Annotated in this window: 12 protein-coding genes and 1 pseudogene; 6 read left to right on the top strand and 7 right to left on the bottom strand. The window is 73.7% G+C overall.

The genetic code is table 11. The annotated features are described in order from the left end of the window. Nucleotides 1–1173 carry an acyl-CoA dehydrogenase family protein gene (locus ACIQGV_RS29495; RefSeq protein ID WP_402499828.1) on the bottom strand — a complete coding sequence of 391 codons (1173 nt, stop codon included), beginning with the start codon at nt 1171–1173 and terminating at the stop codon, nt 1–3. Nucleotides 1174–1300: 127 nt separating this feature from the next. Further along, nucleotides 1301–2902, bottom strand: a complete 1602-nt coding sequence (locus ACIQGV_RS29490) for an MFS transporter (protein WP_402499572.1) — start codon at nt 2900–2902, stop codon at nt 1301–1303. Between the two features lie 261 nt (nt 2903–3163). Between ACIQGV_RS29490 and ACIQGV_RS29485 the strand changes: the two genes are divergently transcribed. Together ACIQGV_RS29485 and ACIQGV_RS29480 are read left to right on the top strand one after the other, a co-directional pair. After that, nucleotides 3164–4408 carry a mannosyltransferase family protein gene (locus ACIQGV_RS29485; protein WP_402499569.1) on the top strand — a complete coding sequence of 415 codons (1245 nt, stop codon included), beginning with the start codon at nt 3164–3166 and terminating at the stop codon, nt 4406–4408. Nucleotides 4409–4634: 226 nt separating this feature from the next. Further along, nucleotides 4635–5672: a phosphatase PAP2 family protein gene (locus tag ACIQGV_RS29480; RefSeq protein ID WP_402499567.1), complete on the top strand. Its 1038-nt coding sequence runs from the start codon at nt 4635–4637 to the stop codon at nt 5670–5672. A 130-nt stretch (nt 5673–5802) separates the two neighbouring features. On the opposite strand, the gene ACIQGV_RS29475 is transcribed toward ACIQGV_RS29480, so the two are convergent. After that, complete coding sequence (locus ACIQGV_RS29475) at nt 5803–6018, bottom strand: I78 family peptidase inhibitor (RefSeq protein ID WP_402499564.1); 216 nt, start codon at nt 6016–6018, stop codon at nt 5803–5805. Nucleotides 6019–6342: 324 nt separating this feature from the next. Between ACIQGV_RS29475 and ctaD the strand changes: the two are divergent. After that, a pseudogene (ctaD, locus tag ACIQGV_RS29470) lies at nt 6343–8025 on the top strand (cytochrome c oxidase subunit I); the annotation flags it as partial. On the opposite strand, the gene ACIQGV_RS29465 reads toward ctaD, so the two are convergent. Genes ACIQGV_RS29465 through ACIQGV_RS29455 form a run of 3 tightly spaced genes read right to left on the bottom strand, consistent with a single transcriptional unit; the run spans nt 7916 to nt 10802 of the window. Then, nucleotides 7916–8956: a helix-turn-helix transcriptional regulator gene (locus ACIQGV_RS29465; RefSeq protein ID WP_402499561.1), complete on the bottom strand. Its 1041-nt coding sequence runs from the start codon at nt 8954–8956 to the stop codon at nt 7916–7918. The pseudogene ctaD and the gene ACIQGV_RS29465 sit on opposite strands and share 110 nt — an antisense overlap. Before the next feature lie 24 nt (nt 8957–8980). After that, entirely contained in the window at nt 8981–10279 is a 1299-nt protein-coding gene (locus tag ACIQGV_RS29460; protein ID WP_402499558.1) for an ABC transporter substrate-binding protein, read from the bottom strand. Beyond that, the gene (locus ACIQGV_RS29455; RefSeq protein WP_402499556.1) at nt 10248–10802 is read right to left on the bottom strand and encodes a hypothetical protein; all 555 of its coding nucleotides are present in this window, start codon (nt 10800–10802) and stop codon (nt 10248–10250) included. The genes ACIQGV_RS29460 and ACIQGV_RS29455 overlap by 32 nt, the downstream gene beginning before the upstream one ends. Before the next feature lie 139 nt (nt 10803–10941). On the opposite strand from ACIQGV_RS29455, the gene ACIQGV_RS29450 reads away from it, so the two are divergent. Genes ACIQGV_RS29450 through ACIQGV_RS29440 form a run of 3 tightly spaced genes read left to right on the top strand, consistent with a single transcriptional unit; the run spans nt 10942 to nt 14995 of the window. Beyond that, nucleotides 10942–11412, top strand: coding sequence for a hypothetical protein (locus ACIQGV_RS29450; protein WP_402499554.1), 471 nt, complete (start codon nt 10942–10944; stop codon nt 11410–11412). After that, on the top strand, nt 11412–14357 hold the full coding sequence (locus ACIQGV_RS29445) for an ATP-binding cassette domain-containing protein (RefSeq protein ID WP_402499551.1): 2946 nt from the start codon (nt 11412–11414) through the stop codon (nt 14355–14357). The genes ACIQGV_RS29450 and ACIQGV_RS29445 overlap by 1 nt, the downstream gene beginning before the upstream one ends. Next, nucleotides 14354–14995: an ABC transporter ATP-binding protein gene (locus ACIQGV_RS29440; RefSeq protein ID WP_402499548.1), complete on the top strand. Its 642-nt coding sequence runs from the start codon at nt 14354–14356 to the stop codon at nt 14993–14995. Before ACIQGV_RS29445 ends, ACIQGV_RS29440 begins: the two co-directional genes overlap by 4 nt. Here ACIQGV_RS29440 and ACIQGV_RS29435 read toward each other — a convergent pair. Beyond that, complete coding sequence (locus ACIQGV_RS29435; RefSeq protein WP_402499546.1) at nt 14961–15632, bottom strand: transglycosylase family protein; 672 nt, start codon at nt 15630–15632, stop codon at nt 14961–14963. The two genes, ACIQGV_RS29440 and ACIQGV_RS29435, sit on opposite strands and share 35 nt — an antisense overlap. Nucleotides 15633–15709 lie beyond the last annotated feature (77 nt).

Raw genomic sequence — 15709 nt, 5'->3', positions numbered from 1 at the left:
TCACCGGAAGGCGTCCAGCCCGGTGAGCGCCTTGCCCAGCACCAGCTGGTGCATCTCGACGGTGCCCTCGTAGGTGAGCACCGACTCCAGGTTGGTCGCGTGCCTCATGACGGGGTACTCCAGCGAGATCCCGTTCGCCCCGAGGATCGTGCGGGCCGTACGGCAGATCTCGATCGCCTCCCGTACGTTGTTCAGTTTGCCGAAGCTGACCTGCTCCGGACGCAGCCGGCCGGCGTCCATGCGCCGCCCGAGATGGTGGGCGAGCAGGATTCCCTTGTGCAGTTCGAGCGCCATGTCGGCGAGCTTGGCCTGGGTGAGCTGGAAACCGCCGATCGGCCGCCCGAACTGTTCGCGGGACTTCGCGTAGTCCACCGCGGCCTCGAACGAGGACCGCGCCGCCCCCATCGCGCCCCAGACGATGCCGTAGCGCGCGTGGGACAGACAGCTGAGCGGGCCGCGCAGGCCCCTGACCTCGGGAAGTGCGGCGTCGGCGGGCAGCCGCACCTCGTCCATCACGAGTTCGCTGGTGACGGAGGCGCGCAGCGACCACTTGTGCTTGATCTCGGGCGCGGAGAAGCCGGCGCTGTCCGTCGGCACCACGAACCCGCGGATCCCGTCGTCGGTCTGCGCCCAGACGACCGCGACCCCGGCGACGGAACCGTTGGTGATCCACATCTTGCGCCCGCTGAGCACCCAGTCGCCGCCGTCGCGCTTGGCGTACGTCCGCATGGCGGCGGGGTCGGAGCCGACGTCGGGCTCGGTGAGCCCGAAGCAGCCGATCACCTCGCCGGCGGCCATCCGCGGCAGCCAGGTCTGCTTCTGCTCCTCGCTGCCGAACCGGTGGATCGCGTACATGGCGAGGGAGCCCTGCACCGACACCAGCGACCGGATGCCGGAGTCGGCCGCCTCCAGCTCCAGACAGGCGAGCCCGTACTGCACCGCGGACGCCCCGGCGCAGCCGTAGCCCTCCAGCGACATCCCGAGCGCGCCGATCCCGCCCAGTTCCCGGGCGAGCTCCCGGATGCCGGGCAGCTCCCCCTTCTCGTACCACTCGGCGACGTACGGGATCACCCGCTGCGAGGCCCATCGCCGCACGGTGTCCCGTACGGCGAGGTCCTCGGGCTCCAGCAGATCGTCGATCCCCAGGGGATCGGCGGGGTCAAAGGCAGGCAACTTCGCGGACACGGCTCACCTTCCGGCACAGGAAACTAGCACCGCTAACGGCATCGACTGCCAGACGCTACGACGCCCCCCGCACGACGTCCACCCCGCCCCACCGGAACCGTGCCGGCGAAGAGGATCAGGCGGAGACCCTGGACTCGGCGACGCCCCGCGGCGCGGGCAGCTCCACATCGACGGTCTCGCAGCTCATGGCACGCGGCAGTCGCAGCGCCATCACGGCGCCCAGCAGCAGCAGTCCCGCGCTCACCAGCAGCGTCACATGCAGCCCGTGCACGAAGGAGTCCCGCGCCGCCCGGCGCAGGGTCGCCCCCGCGTCCCCGCCCAGGCGCCCGGCCACCGCGTACGCCTCCCCCAGCGAATGCCCCGCGGCCGTCGACGCCGACGCCGGCACACCGGGGACGGAGGCGACGCCGGGAGCGTAGGCCGCGTTCATCACGGACCCGAGGAGGGCGATGCCGATGCCCGCCCCGAGCTGGTAAGACGTCTCACCGATGGCCGCCGCTCCCCCGGCCCGCTCCACCGGCGCCTCGCTCAGCATGGACTCGTACGCGCCGAACAGGGTCGTCTCCAGCCCGAACCCGAGCAGCACGAAACCGGCGAGCAGCAGCCCGGCGTTGTCCTCCCGTCCCATCGCCGTCAGCAGCACCACGGCCACCGCGGTCAGACAGAACCCGGCGCACACCATCCGCCGCGGCCCGAGCCCCCGCAGCATCCGCGCCCCGAACAGTCCGGCGGCCATCGCCGCCACGGTCAGCGGCAGCAGCCGCAGCCCGGTCTCCAGCGGCGACAGCCCCAGCACGAGCTGGAGGTACTGCGCGGCGATCAGTTCCAGTCCGACCAGCGCGAGCATGGCCAGCACGATGCATCCCACCGACGTGCTGAACGCCGGCCGGGCGAACATCCGCAGGTCCACCAGCGGGTGCGTCCGCCGTCGCTGCCGCTGCACGAAGAGGAGGAGCAGCACCGCACCTGCCAGCAGCGGCACCACGGTGAGCGCGTCGGCCGCGGGCTCCCCGCCGCCGAGCCGCTTCACCCCGAACACGACGCCGAACAGTCCGGCGGCCGCCATCAGGGCACCCACGACGTCCCAGGGCCCGGTCCCGTCGCCGGTCGACTCCGGCAGCAGCATCCGTCCGACCGGCAGGCTGACCAGCATCAGGGGGATGTTCACCAGGAACACCGAGCCCCACCAGAAGTGCTCCAGCAGGAACCCGCCGAGCAGCGGCCCGACGGCCGCGCCGACCGCGGCGACCGCGCTCCAGATGCCGATCGCGAGCGCCCGCTCGCGGCGGTCCGGGAACACCTGCCGCAGGATCGACAGCGTGGCGGGCATGATCATCGCCCCGCCGACGCCGAGCAGCGCCCGCGCGAGGATCAGCACCTGCGGGCCCTGGGCGAACGCGGCGACCGCGGAGGCGACGCCGAACAGGGCGTAACCGAGCAGCAGGATCCGTCTGCGGCCGACGCGGTCGCCGAGCGTGCCGAACAGGATCAGCAGCGAGGCGCAGACCAGCGGGTAGATGTCGACGATCCAGAGCAGTTCCATGGCGCCGGGCTGGAGGTCCTCGGTGACGGCGGGCACCGCCACGTGCAGCACGGTCGCGTCGACCGCGACGAGCAGCAGGCTGGCGCACAGGACGACGAGAACGACCCAGCGGTCGGCACCGGCCCCGGCCGGCCGACGGTGCGCACGCAGGGCAGCCGTGGTCGTCCCGGACATGTAAGTACCTCCCAGATGTCCCCTCGCGTACGGCGGGCTCACGGGATGGGGACTCCCCGTGCCGACGGCCGGAACTGAGCGGGGCTCCGGCCCGCGCAACGGATACGCGAGTGAGCCGTCAGCGTACGCGAGTTCGTGCCTCGGCCGCGTGGCGGAACTCTCACCCGTGTCCGGGAACCCCTGTGGCGTAGGCCACTCTCCCCGCCTTGTTCCACGTCAGCGTGGTCGGGACGGTTCCGGGCACACCGGATAATCGAGTCCGTGACCGATCTTGACACGCGTGTGGCACCGGCTTCCCCGGCCCTGCGCCGGGCGGCCCCGGCCCTCGCCGGCTACGCGGCCGTCCGCGCCCTGGGCCTGATCGCGCTGACCCTGTGGAGCGCCGCGCGCGACAAGAGCGCGCACACCCTGCTGACCGCCCGCTGGGACTCCCTCTGGTACACCCGCGTGGCCGAGCTGGGCTACGGCTACGAGGTGCGGCTGCCCAACGGGGACGTGCACTCCAATCTGGCGTTCTTCCCGCTGCTGCCGTGGCTGGAGCGGGCGCTGCACGCGGTGAGCCCGCTGTCGTACGCCGACGCGGGGCTGGTGGTGTCCCTGCTGGCCTCCCTCGCCGCGGCCTGGGGGATCTTCGCGGTCGCCGACCATGTGTACGGGCGCCGGGCCGGGGTGTGCGCGGTGCTGCTGTGGGCGGTGCTGCCGGTGGGGATCGTGCAGTCGATGGCGTACAGCGAGTCGCTGTTCACCGCGCTGGCCGCCTGGTCGCTGTACGCCGTGCTGACCGGCCGCTGGATCACCGCGGGCACCCTGGCCGCGCTGGCCGGGCTGACCCGCCCGGTCGGCCTCGCGGTGGTCGCGGCGGTGTGGGCGGCGGGGCTCGCGACGTTCGTACAGGAGCGCCGTTCCCCTTCTTTCGTGCATGGCGGGAGCACGCCGGCGAAGGGCGGCGCCCGCAATGCCGTGCACGCCCCCTCCATCGCTCCCGCAGGGCCCGGCCGGGGCGCACCTGCCTGGCGACGCGCCCTGGGACTGCTCCTCGCGCCCTTGGGCGCCGCCGCCTACGTGCTGTGGGTGGGGTGGCACACCGGCAAGGGCGTGTTCGGCTATCTCGACGTCCAGGCGGGCTGGCGCAACGGCTTCGACGGGGGCTACGCCTTCGCCCGTTTCGTCGCCGACAAGTTCACGTCGCCGCCGGGCGCCCTCGCGGGAACCGCCCTGATCGCCGGGGTGGCCCTGGTGATCTGGCTGTACGTCGTCTGCGTCCGGCAGGGCCAGCCGCTGCCCCTGCTGGTGTACGCGGGTGTGGTGACGGCGCTCGCCCTGTGCGCGTCGAGCTACTTCGGCTCGAAACCGCGGCTGCTGATGCCGGCGTTCCCGCTGCTACTGCCGCTCGCCCTGGCGCTGGCCCGGGCACGCCCCAACAGGGCGGCGGCGGTGCTGGGCGCGGTGGCGACGGCCTCCGCGGTGTACGGCGCGTTCTGGCTGAACGGCTCCGGCCCGCCGTGACGGTCCGCGCACTCCGGGTGAATTCCACGCCATAGCCCGGTGAACGAATTCAGAAGCACAGTAAAACCGGAACCGGAATGATCAAAGGAATTGAAGGGGAGGCACGCACAGGATTACGGATTCCGTGGAAATAACTCCGCCACTGAGAGGAATCCCACATCACATCGTCATTACGAAGCCCCTGCTTCCGCGAGACCGCTAGCTCACTCGCTGTAACGTCGATTGCGTGCGTACCGAACCACAGCCGACCCGGCTCGACCGGATCTTCGCCCGACTGGACCGCGAGCCCGAACGGCCACGCCTGGACGTGCCGCGGATGACGCGGCACCGCGTCGTGCTCTTCGGCGCCACTCTGGCCTTCTACGTGGCGATCGTGCTCGCCGTGGCGGCCACCACCTGGCTGGTGCGGATCGACTGGCAGGCCATGCTCTTCCGGCCTTACCAGCAGTGGCCCGAGATCCACGCCTTCCTGGACTACTGGGTGGTCCTGGGCCAGCGCGGCCCGACGGCCGTCATGGTGTCGGCCTGGCTCGGCTGGCGCTGCTGGCGGCAGCACACGCTGCGCCCGCTGCTGACCTTCGGCGCGGCGCTGCTGCTGCTGAACATCACCGTGGGCGCCGTGAAGTACGGCCTCGGCCGCTCGGGACCGCACTACGCGACCGAGGTCGGCTCCAACGAGATGTGGCACTGGCTGGAAGCCGGAAGCGACATATTTCCCTCGGGCCACACCGCGAACGCCGTGGTCACCTGGGGTGTCCTCGCCTACCTGGCGTCCACGCCGTGGACCCGGCGCTGGCTGTCGGCCCTGTCGGCCGTGCTCTCCCTGAGCGTCGGCCTGACCACCGTCTATCTCGGTACGCACTGGCTGAGCGACGTCCTGCTGGGCTGGGCGGCCGGCCTGCTGGTCCTGCTGGCGCTGCCGTGGTGCGAGCCGCTCATCTCGCGGGCCGAGTCCTTCCTGCTGGACCTGCGCGACGGCCTGGCCGCCCGCCGGCCCGGTGCGGTTCCCGCACCCGCGCCCGCCCCGGTCCTCGCCTCGGTGCAGACCGGGGAGGGCGGCGGCGACGCGACGCCGGTGCGCGAGACCATCCCGTCGGCGGCCGTCCGCGCGCCGCACGGCCCGGTCCACCCGGCCGTCCCCGGGCGGCACACGGCCCGCCCGGAACGCACGCCGGTCACCCCGGCCGGCAGCCGCCGCCCGCCGCACCCCGACCGTGTCTCGCGCGCCGCCGGCTCCCCGGCCCGCCCGCTGACCGGCGGCTGACCGGTCCCCACCCGCCGCGGGGCGCCCGGTACGCACACATCACGCCCCGGACCACGAAGGCCCCGGCTCCCCCGAGGGGAGCCGGGGCCTTCGGCGTCGCGGAACAGGCGCGGGGCGCTCCCCGGGGTGCTCAGCCCTGCCAGGCGCGGACGACCCGGCCCGCGCGCACCTCGAAGTTCAGCCGTCCCGGGCGGTACTCCATCGTGATCACCGCCCCCGGCGGCAGCGAGCGGACGCTGGACCACCCCCGTTCACGCGCGAGCCGCTCGGCCCCGGTCGCGTCGAGGCCGACATAGGCGTCCGGTTCGTCCTGGGGGCCCGCGGAGGGGGTCGGTATCGGTGCCATGCCGCCACGCTAGGCGCAACGCCCCCGCGCGGGGAAGCGGAACGCGGACACAGCCGGTAGTCGGTCCCTCGTCGGTCACGCTTCTGTCACAAGATCACTACAGGGGTTTCCGGGGAACTCCCTCACACGAACGGGCGATTCCGTACGCCTTCCGCAGGCATTCGAACGTAATTCCCGCGTGTCGCCGCACGCCTCGGAATTACCGGGCGGAAAGTTCCCGGAGGACTGTTCCCGGGCCCCGTTCCATTCCGTTTCCGGGCGCCCCGCGGACACCGGAACCGCAGCCGAAAACGCCGGCGCGACGAGCGAAGGGGCGAGCGAGGCATGGGGACGCAGAGCGTGCGGGCGACGGCCGAACCGGTGCGGGGCGAGCGGCGCGGCCGGGTGGTCGTGGACTGGCTGACCACCACCGACCACAAGAAGATCGGGCACCTCTACCTGATCACGTCCTTCGTGTTCTTCCTCGCCGGCGGGGTGATGGCCCTGCTGATGCGGGCCGAGCTGGCCCGGCCGGGCCTCCAGCTGATCACCGCCCAGGAGTTCAACCAGCTGTTCACCCTGCACGGCACGATCATGCTGCTGCTGTTCGCGACGCCGAGCTTCGCCGGGTTCGCCAACGAGCTGATGCCGCTGCAGATCGGCTCGCCGGACGTGGCCTTCCCCCGGCTGAACATGCTGTCGTACTGGCTGTTCCTGTTCGGCGGCCTGATCGTGATGGGCTCGCTGCTGGTGCCCGACGGTCCCGCCTCCTTCGGCTGGTTCGCCTACTCGCCGCTCAACAGCCTGGAGCGCTCGCCCGGGATCGGCGCCGACCTGTGGATCATGGGTCTGGCGCTGGCCGGGTTCGGCACGATCCTCGGCGCGGTCAACTTCATCACCACGATCATCGGCATGCGCGCGCCCGGCATGACCATGTTCCGGATGCCGGTGTTCACCTGGAACATCCTGTTCACGTCGATCCTGGTCCTGATGGCGTTCCCGGTGCTGGCGGCCGCGCTGCTGTGTCTGGAGGCCGACCGCCGGTTCGGCGCCCAGGTCTTCGACGCCGCCAACGGCGGGGCGCTGCTGTGGCAGCACCTGTTCTGGTTCTTCGGGCATCCCGAGGTGTACATCATCGCGCTGCCGTTCTTCGGCATCATCACGGAGATCATCCCGGTCTTCAGCCGCAAGCCGATCTTCGGCTACACCGCCCTGGTCGGCGCCACCATGGCGATCACCGGGCTGTCGGTGGTGGTGTGGGCGCACCACATGTTCGCCACGGGCGCGGTGCTGCTGCCCTTCTTCTCCTTCATGAGCTTCCTGATCGCCGTGCCGACGGGCGTGAAGTTCTTCAACTGGACCGGCACCATGCTGCGCGGCTCGCTGTCCTTCGAGACACCGATGCTGTGGGCCACCGGCTTTCTGGTGACGTTCCTGTTCGGCGGACTGACCGGGGTGATCCTCGCCTCGCCGCCGATGGACTTCGCGGTCACCGACTCGTACTTCGTGGTGGCGCACTTCCACTACGTCGTCTTCGGCACGGTCGTCTTCGCGGTCTTCGGCGGCTTCTTCTTCTGGTGGCCGAAGTTCACCGGCAGGATGCTCGACGAGCGGCTCGGCAAGATGCAGTTCTGGACGCTGTTCGTGGGCTTCCACACCACGTTCCTGGTCCAGCACTGGCTGGGTGCGGAGGGCATGCCGCGCCGGTACGCGGACTACCTCGCCGCGGACGGGTTCACCGCGCTGAACACCCTCTCCACGATCGGCTCGTTCCTGCTGGGGCTGTCGACGCTGCCGTTCCTCTACAACGTGTGGAAGACCCACAAGTACGGCGAGAAGGTCGAGGTGGACGACCCCTGGGGCTACGGCCGGTCCCTGGAGTGGGCGACCTCCTGCCCGCCGCCGCGGCACAACTTCCTCACGCTGCCCCGGGTCCGCTCGGACTCCCCGGCGTTCGACCTGCATCATCCGGAGTTCGTGGAGCTGGAGCAGCGTCACCCCGTGCAAGAGCACGGCTCAGCCGGTCCCTTCCCGTCCTGATCGCGTCCGTCAGCGCGGCGGGCTCCAGCACCTCGAACTCAAGGCCCAGCATCATCACATGGACCACCATCACGTCCAGGCTCGCCGCTCCCGTGCGCAGGACGCAGGTCTGCTCCCCCTCGGGCTCCAGCGTGCCCGTCGACGGCGAGATGTGCCGGGCCGCCTCCTCCACGGGCACGAACAGCCGGACGACGGCGTGCGCGGCGTACGCGCGCGTGGAGACACCCCGGGAGACATAGGCGGCGAGGTCGTCGGCGGGCGGCTCGCGCGGGGTGAAGCGCGGGCCGTGCGGGGGCCGCGGGCGGATGCGGTCGACGCGGAAGGTGCGCCAGTCCTCCCGGTCGAGGTCCCAGGCGACCAGGTACCAGCGCCGCTCGGAGCACACCAGCCGGTGCGGCTCGACCGTGCGCCGGGTCGGTGCGCCGCCGTGGTCCTCGTACGCGAAGCGCAGCCGCTCGGCGTCCCGGCACAGTCCGGCCAGCTCGGTCAGCAGGGCCGGGTCGACCGCGTCGGGCCGTGCGCCCCTGAGCATCGGCACGGTGAAGGCGTTCAGCGCGCCGACCCTGCGGCGCAGCCGGTGCGGCAGCACCTGCTCCAGCTTGGCCAGCGCGCGCACCGAGGAGTCTCCGATGCCCTCGACGCCCTGTCCGGCGGCGGTGCGCAGGCCCACCGCCACGGCGACGGCCTCGTCGTCGTCCAGGAGCAGCGGCGGCAGTTCGGCGCCGGCGCCGAGCTGGTAGCCGCCTCCGGTGCCGGGGCTGGCGTTCACCGGGTAGCCCAGTTCCCGCAGCCGGTCCACGTCGCGGCGCACCGTGCGCGGGGTGACACCGAGGCGTTCGGCCAGGTCGGCCCCGGACCACTCGCGGTGGGCCTGGAGCAGTGAGAGCAGACGCAGCAGTCGGGCGGAGGTCTCCAGCATGGCCACAGTCTGGCGCAGGCGGGTTCAGGGCTCGTACGGCAGCTGCGGCACCTCGAAGCAGGTGTCGTCCATCTCCCCCTGGGAGACCCAGCCGGTGCCGTCCTTCCAGCGCGCCACCGACAGACAGGTCCGGCGGGTCGCGGGCGGCTCGGCCAGCCGCTCGAAGGTGACGGGCAGCAGCAGCCCGCCGGCGGTGAAGCCCTCGCTGCGGTTCATGAAGGCGTCCACGCACGCGCGCGTGACACCCTCCGCGGCGCAGGCCGTCGCCGCCTCGGTGAACCACCGCGCGGCGGCCCATCCCTCCAGCTGCCACTGGGTGTGCGTCTCAAGGCCCTTCGTCGCGTCCCGGAACTCCCGTACGGCCGGGAAGGAGGTGTCGTCGAAGTTGCGGCTGGACCCGGTCACCCACAGGGCGTTGCGGCAGCGCGGCGCGTCCTTGTAGTCGTCGGCGACGGTGGAGGTCCAGTTCTGCACGTTGGTGACCTTGGCGGTGACCCGGGCGCCCACGTCGTCCATGGCCCGGCACAGCTGGGCGTTGCCGTGGCTGTCGATGGCGTCGAACACCAGGTCGGCGCCCTGCTCCTTCAGGTCGGCGGCGACGGCACGGAAGTTGGGCAGGACGAAGTCGACCTGCTCGGTGACCACCCGGTAGCCCTCGGCCTTCAGACCGCGCTCGATCAGACCGGCGTAGGAGGCGGAGGCGGCCTGGTTGTAGGAGACGACGGCGGCGGTGCGGGCGCCGTGCTCCCGTCTGAAGTAGCGGTAGACCTCGGTGCCGCCGTACAGCGTGCCGTCCCAGCCCGGGGTGCCCTCGCGCGGCGCGAGACTGCCGTAGACGCCGTACAGGTGGGGCCAGGTGTCGTAGGCGGCGCCGATGGGCTGGCCGCCGATGTCGGGCACGCGCGCGCGGGAGACGCGGGAGGCGCCCGCGTAGTCGAGGGCGGTGGTGGCGACCAGGGCGACGACCCTGTCCTCGTCGATCAGACGGTGCACGCACTCGTTGTCGCCGACACCGCTGCCGCCGTCGTCGCACAGCTTCACCTCGACGCGGCGGCCGCCGATGCCGCCGTGCGCGTTGAGCCGGTCGAAGAAGGCCACGGCGCCGTCACGGGGGCCGGTGAACGCGGCGCCGCCGACCGGGCTGGTGGCGCTGGAGAGGATGCCGACCCGGATCGGGGCGTCGGTACCGGCGCCCGTCGGCGTGCCCCGGTCGCGGTGCCCGAAGTCGCTCTCCGGCAGCCTGCTGCCGCAGGCGGCGGTCACGAGGACGAGCAGCGCCGCGGCGGCGGCCTCAGCAGCCCGGGATCGGCGACTGGGTCGCACTGCCGGTCCGGCTCAGCTGCACCAGCGCGCACAGCGTCCGGACGGACACCTTCCAGGTGCCGTCCTGTTCGACCGCCGTCCCGGAGGCGTTCGGGAGCGCGGTCTGCCCCTGGAGGGTCAGCGTGTACGTCACGTCCGCGTCGGTCGGCGAGGTGAAGACGATCTTCTGGACCTCGGCGCCGACCTGGCCGCCGCGTTCGTCGCCGCCGAACGCCTGGAGCACCGGGGCCATCCGGTCGCCGTTCTCCAGGACGGCCTGCTTGGCCTGGAGCGAGGTCTTCGGGTCGAAGAACTTCTGCCAGTTCTGCCTGATCTCGGCCTCGGCCGCCTTCACGTCGGACGGCTGCGGCTGGGCCTCGGGCGCGCTCGACGTCGGCGCGGGGGGCGTGCTCGCGCTGCCGCCGCCCTCGTCGTCGCTGCACGCCGCGAGGGCCGGGGCGAGGAACAGCAGCAGGGCGGCCGCCAGGGCCGTACCTCCCCGCCGGGCCTTCCCCCACCTGATGAGGTCGCTCCCGAGAACCATCTGGCTCACCACCGGGTGTCGGTCCGGGCCGTACGCGCCCGGTTCTTTCAGGGTCGGCTCACGGAAGGCATAGTGCAAGCCATTGGCCGACTTGGACATACCGCCAGCACTTCACGTGTGGGAGCCGACGATGCCGACGTTGAGGACACTCCGGGCGCGGCCCGGGCATCCTGTGCTGTGGGCCGGCTGGACCGCGCTCGCGGCCGGGGCGGTGCTGTGCGTCATCGGCTGGTACGGCGTCTCCGGGGAGCGGTTCGCCGAGCGCCAGCTGCCCTACCTGGCCTCCGGCACGATCCCCGGCGCGGCCCTGATCGTCGCCGGCGCGGTGCTGCTGGCCCGCGGCCGGGACGCCGTGGCCGCCGCGCGGGTGGAGGAGCTGTACCGGCTGCTGGTGGCGGAGCAGCCGCCCGGCGAGGAACGGCGGACGGATCCGGGCCCCGTGGCGGTGTCGCGCGAGCTGCGGGCGGTGCCCGGCGGCACGCTGTTCCACCGTGCGGACTGCCCGCTGGTGACCGGCAGGACCGAGGCCGTCGCGGTGGACGCGGAGCTGCGGGCGAGGCGGGAGCTGCGGCCCTGCCCCGTCTGCGAACCGGCCGCGGCGGACACCTGATGTCCTCGCTCACCTACGACCTGACCCTGGCCGGCCTGTCGGTGGGCGCCGCCACCGCGCTCACCGGGATCGGGCTGATCGTGACGTACCGCGCGACGGGCGTGCTGAACCTCGCGCACGGGGCGGTCGCCATGGTGTGCGCCTATGCCCTGCGGCAGTGCGTGGTCGGGTGGGGCTGGCCGCTGTGGCTGGGGGCGGCGGTGACGCTGCTGGTGCTGGCGCCGGGCATCGGGGTGCTGCTGGAGCGTTTCGTCTTCCGTCCGCTCGCGGTCCTCGGCGGCGATCCGGCGCAGACGCTGGTGGCCTCCATCGGTGTGTTCGTGCTGCTGGTCGGCGGGGCGGCGCTGCTGTGGGGGCAGGGCGCGCGCGACGACGCGCCGGAGCTGGCGGGGGCGGACCCGTGGACACAGCTGGCGGTGGTGCTCGTGCTCGCCGCGGGCGTGGCCGCGGTCGTCGGCCGGACCCGGTTCGGGCGGGAGCTGCGCGCGGTCGTGGACGACCGGGGGCTGGCCGTCCTCGGCGGTATCGACGCCGACCGGGTCGCGGCGGCGGGGTGGGCGTTCGGGTCGTTCACCGCGGGTCTGACGGGCGTCCTGCTGGCGCCGTACGTCCGGCTGGACCCGTACGGCATGCCGCTGCTGGTGATGGAGGTCGTGGCGGTCGCGGTGGCCGCGCGGATGCGGAGCCTGCCGGTGGCGATCGTGGTGGCGCTCGGCATCGGGGTGGCGCAGAGCCAGCTGACGCGGCTGCATCCCCCGGGCTGGGGCGAGCCGCTGCTCCAGGCGGTCGGGGCCAACCTGTTCGTGGTGGCGCTGCTGGTCGCCGCGCTGGTGCTGCCGGGTGTCGGCGGACGGGACGCGCTGCCGCGCACGGTGACCGCGCGGGTTCCGGCCCCGCCGGGCACGGGCCTCGTGGTGGTGCTGCTGTTCCTGCTGCCGCTGGGCTTCGCGGGCTCGGACCTGCACACGGCGGTACAGGTGCCGGCCCTGGCGGTGGTGCTGCTGTCGCTGGTCGTGGTGACCGGCCGGGGCGGCCAGATCTCGCTCGGGCAGGCGGCGTACGCGGGTCTGGGCGCCCTGTTCACCGCCCTGCTGGCCGCAGGGCGCTTCCCCGGTCTGCCGCGTCTGCCCGAGCTGGCGGCGCTGGCCGTGGCCGTGCTGCTGGTCGCCCCGCTGGGCCTGCTGACCGGCTGGCCGGCGATCGGCCGTCACGGTCTCGCGCTGGCCCTCGCGACGTTCGCGGTGGGGGTCGGGGTGAGCCGCTTCGTCTTCGCCCAGCCCTACGCCACGCACGGACTGTCGCTGGGCCGTCCGGCCGGGTTCGACGGGGACCGCGCCTACTACGTCCTGGAGCTGCTGGTGCTCGCGGCGGCGGTCCTCGCGGTGCGTGCGCTGCGCCGGGGCCGCACCGGACGCGCCCTGGCGGCGATCCGGGACCACGAGGCGGGCGCGTCGGCGGCGGGCGTCGGCGTCCCGTCCCTGAAGCTGCTGGCGTTCGTCGTGGGCGCCGCGCTCGCCGCGCTCGGCGGCGGCCTGCTCGGCATGGGGCTGCGCGCCTTCGACCCGGCCGCCTACGACCCCGTCCGGGGCCTGCTCTGGTTCGCCGCCGTCGTCGTCCTCGGCGCCGACAGCACCCTCGGCGCCCTCGCCGCCGCGGCACTGCTGGTCGGCCTGGACGCGGGCGCCCGCGGTGGCGTGGCCGCGGCCCTGGTCGGGGTGCTCGCGGTGCTGGTGGGCCGGTTCCCGGGCGGCCCCTACGAGGCGCTCCGCTCGGCGGCGGCCCGGCTGGGGCCACGGGCCACGCTCACCCTGACCCCGGCGGGAACCCGGGCGCGGACAAGACTGCGTGACGCCACGCTCACCGGCGAACCCCCGGCCCCTCCGGGAAAGGCCCAGCCCCCGAGGGCCACCCCCTCCGGGAAACCCGCAGCACCGACGCCCCCGCCCCCGGCGCAGGCACCCGCCCCCGGGCCCCCCGGGCCCTCCGTGCCGCCAGGACCACCGCAAGCCACCCCCTCCCGGAAATCCGCACCGCCGACCCCTCCGGGCCCGGCGCAGCCGCCCACCCCCGAACCCCCCGCACCGCCACAACCCCCCACCGCTCCCGCCCAGACACAACCACCGAAAGCCACCCCCTCCGGGAAACCCGCAGCACCGACGCCCCCGCCCCCGGTGCAGGCGCCCGTCTCCCCGAAGGAGGCGCGGGTGCCGAAGGCCGGCGGGGCCTCCGTGGCGGGGGGTGCCCCCGCCGGGGCGCCGCTGCTCGACGCCCGCGGCCTGGTCGTCCGCTACGGCGGCTTCACCGCCCTGGACGGGGTCGACCTCTCGGTGCTCCCCGGCCGGGTCACGGCGGTGGTGGGGCGCAACGGCGCCGGCAAGAGCACCCTGTTCGACTGTCTCGCCGGGACCCTGCGCCCCGCTCGCGGCCAGGTCCTGCTGGACGGCCGTGACATCACCGCCCTGCCCGCCCACGCCCGCGCCCGCCTCGGTCTGGCACGGTCCTTCCAGCAGCTCGCGGTGTTCCCCTCGATGACCGTGGCCGAGAACGTCCGGGTGGGCGCCGAGCAGGGCCGCGGCGGGCCGGGCTCGACGGACCGGGCGCTCGCGCTCTTCGGCCTGGACGGCGTACGGCACCGCCCGGCCGCCGGTCTGCCCACCGGCACCCTCCGGCGCGTGGAACTCGCCCGCGCCCTGGCCGGCGGCCCCCGTGTCCTGCTGCTCGACGAACCCGCCGCGGGTCTGGACACCGCCGAGGTCACCGCGCTGGCCCGCGTCCTCGCGGCGGTGGCCGCCGACGGCACCGCCCTGCTCGTCGTGGAGCACGACCTCGATCTGGTGGCCGGCCTGGCCGACGTCGTGCACGTGATGGCGGCCGGCCGGATCGTCGTCGGCGGGCCGCCCGGCCGGATCCTCGACCCGCACGAGCCACGCCGGACGGACACATGACGATCTCCCTGCGCCACGCGCGCGTGCGCTACGGCCCCCTGGAGGCCCTGCACGGCGTCACCCTGGCCGCCCCCTCCCCCGGTCTGACCGTGCTGCTGGGCCGCAACGGCTCCGGCCGGACGACGGCCCTGCGGGCCCTGGCCGGAACCGTGCCCCTGTCCGGTGGCGCGGTCGTGTGGGACGGAGCCGACGTGACCCGGCTGCCCCCGCACCGGCGGGCCCGCCGCGGGCTGTGCCTGGTGCCCGAACGGCAGGCCGTCTTCGCCTCCCTGACCGTCGGCGAGAACCTGGAGCTGGCCGCCCGCGCACCCGGCCCCGCCCTGGCGGCCTATCCGCAGCTCGCCCCGCTCCTCGACCGGCGGGCGGGCACCCTGTCGGGCGGTGAGCAGCGGATGCTCGCCCTGGCGCGGGCGCTGCTGTCCCGGCCGCGGGTGCTGCTGGTCGACGAGCCCGCCCAGGGCATGTCGCCGCGGACCGCAGCCCGCACCTACGAGCTGCTGGCGGGGCTGGAGGCGTGCGTGGTGCTCGCCGAACAGCGGCTGCCCGAGGCGCTGTTCGGCAGGCCGGCGTTCGTGTACGAGCTGCGCCGGGGCTCGGTGGTCCTCAGCGGGGAATCGGCAGGGTGGGAGCGGCGGTGAGCGGCGGACCGAACACCGCCGGGACATGGCCGAGCGGGTCCTGCGCCCGGCCCGAGTTCTTCGGGATGACGAGCAGCATCCCGATCAGCAGCCGGTCCGGGTGGTCGCCGAGCGTCTTCTCGTTGGCCGCGTGGAACGCCTGCCAGCCGCCCTGGACGCCGTACTTGCGGGCGAGGGAGGAGAGGGTGTCGCCGCGCTTCACGGTGTGCATCCGGCCGGAGAGCCCGTATCGCTTCGAGCACACCGGCCAGGCCGACCAGCCCTGGACGGCCAGCACCTCGCCGGCCACGGCGATCTGCTCGGCGCGGGTGGCGAGATCCGCCCGGGGGGCGTACTCCAGGCCGCCGAAGCCGACCCAGGTGGGCTGCCAGAACTGGAGTCCGCCGTAGAAGCCGTTCCCGGTGTTGATGTGCCAGTTCCCGCCGCTCTCGCACTCGGCGACGCAGCCCCAGGGCCACTGGTCGCCGGTGCAGGTGTAGGGCGCGCGCGGGGCGGCGGCCGGCGCGGGCGGCAGGGGTGCGGTGTGCGCCGCCGGAGCGGCGAGCGACGTGAGCAGGGCCGTGACGAGTCCGGTGAGCACGGTCCGCCGGAGGCGGGGCGTCGGCCGCGGGCGGGCCGTCGGGTGCGGGTGAGGCATCGGGCCACGCTAGGCCGCGGCCGGCGCCCGGCCGGTCGAGCCGCGCCCGGCACGGGCGGCGCCCCACCCGGTCGGCG

Source organism: Streptomyces sp. NPDC093094, from assembly GCF_044754345.1.
Taxonomy (GTDB): domain Bacteria; phylum Actinomycetota; class Actinomycetes; order Streptomycetales; family Streptomycetaceae; genus Streptomyces.
Note: the sequence above shows the minus strand (reverse complement) of the source record. Positions and strands in the feature narration are given on the sequence as shown.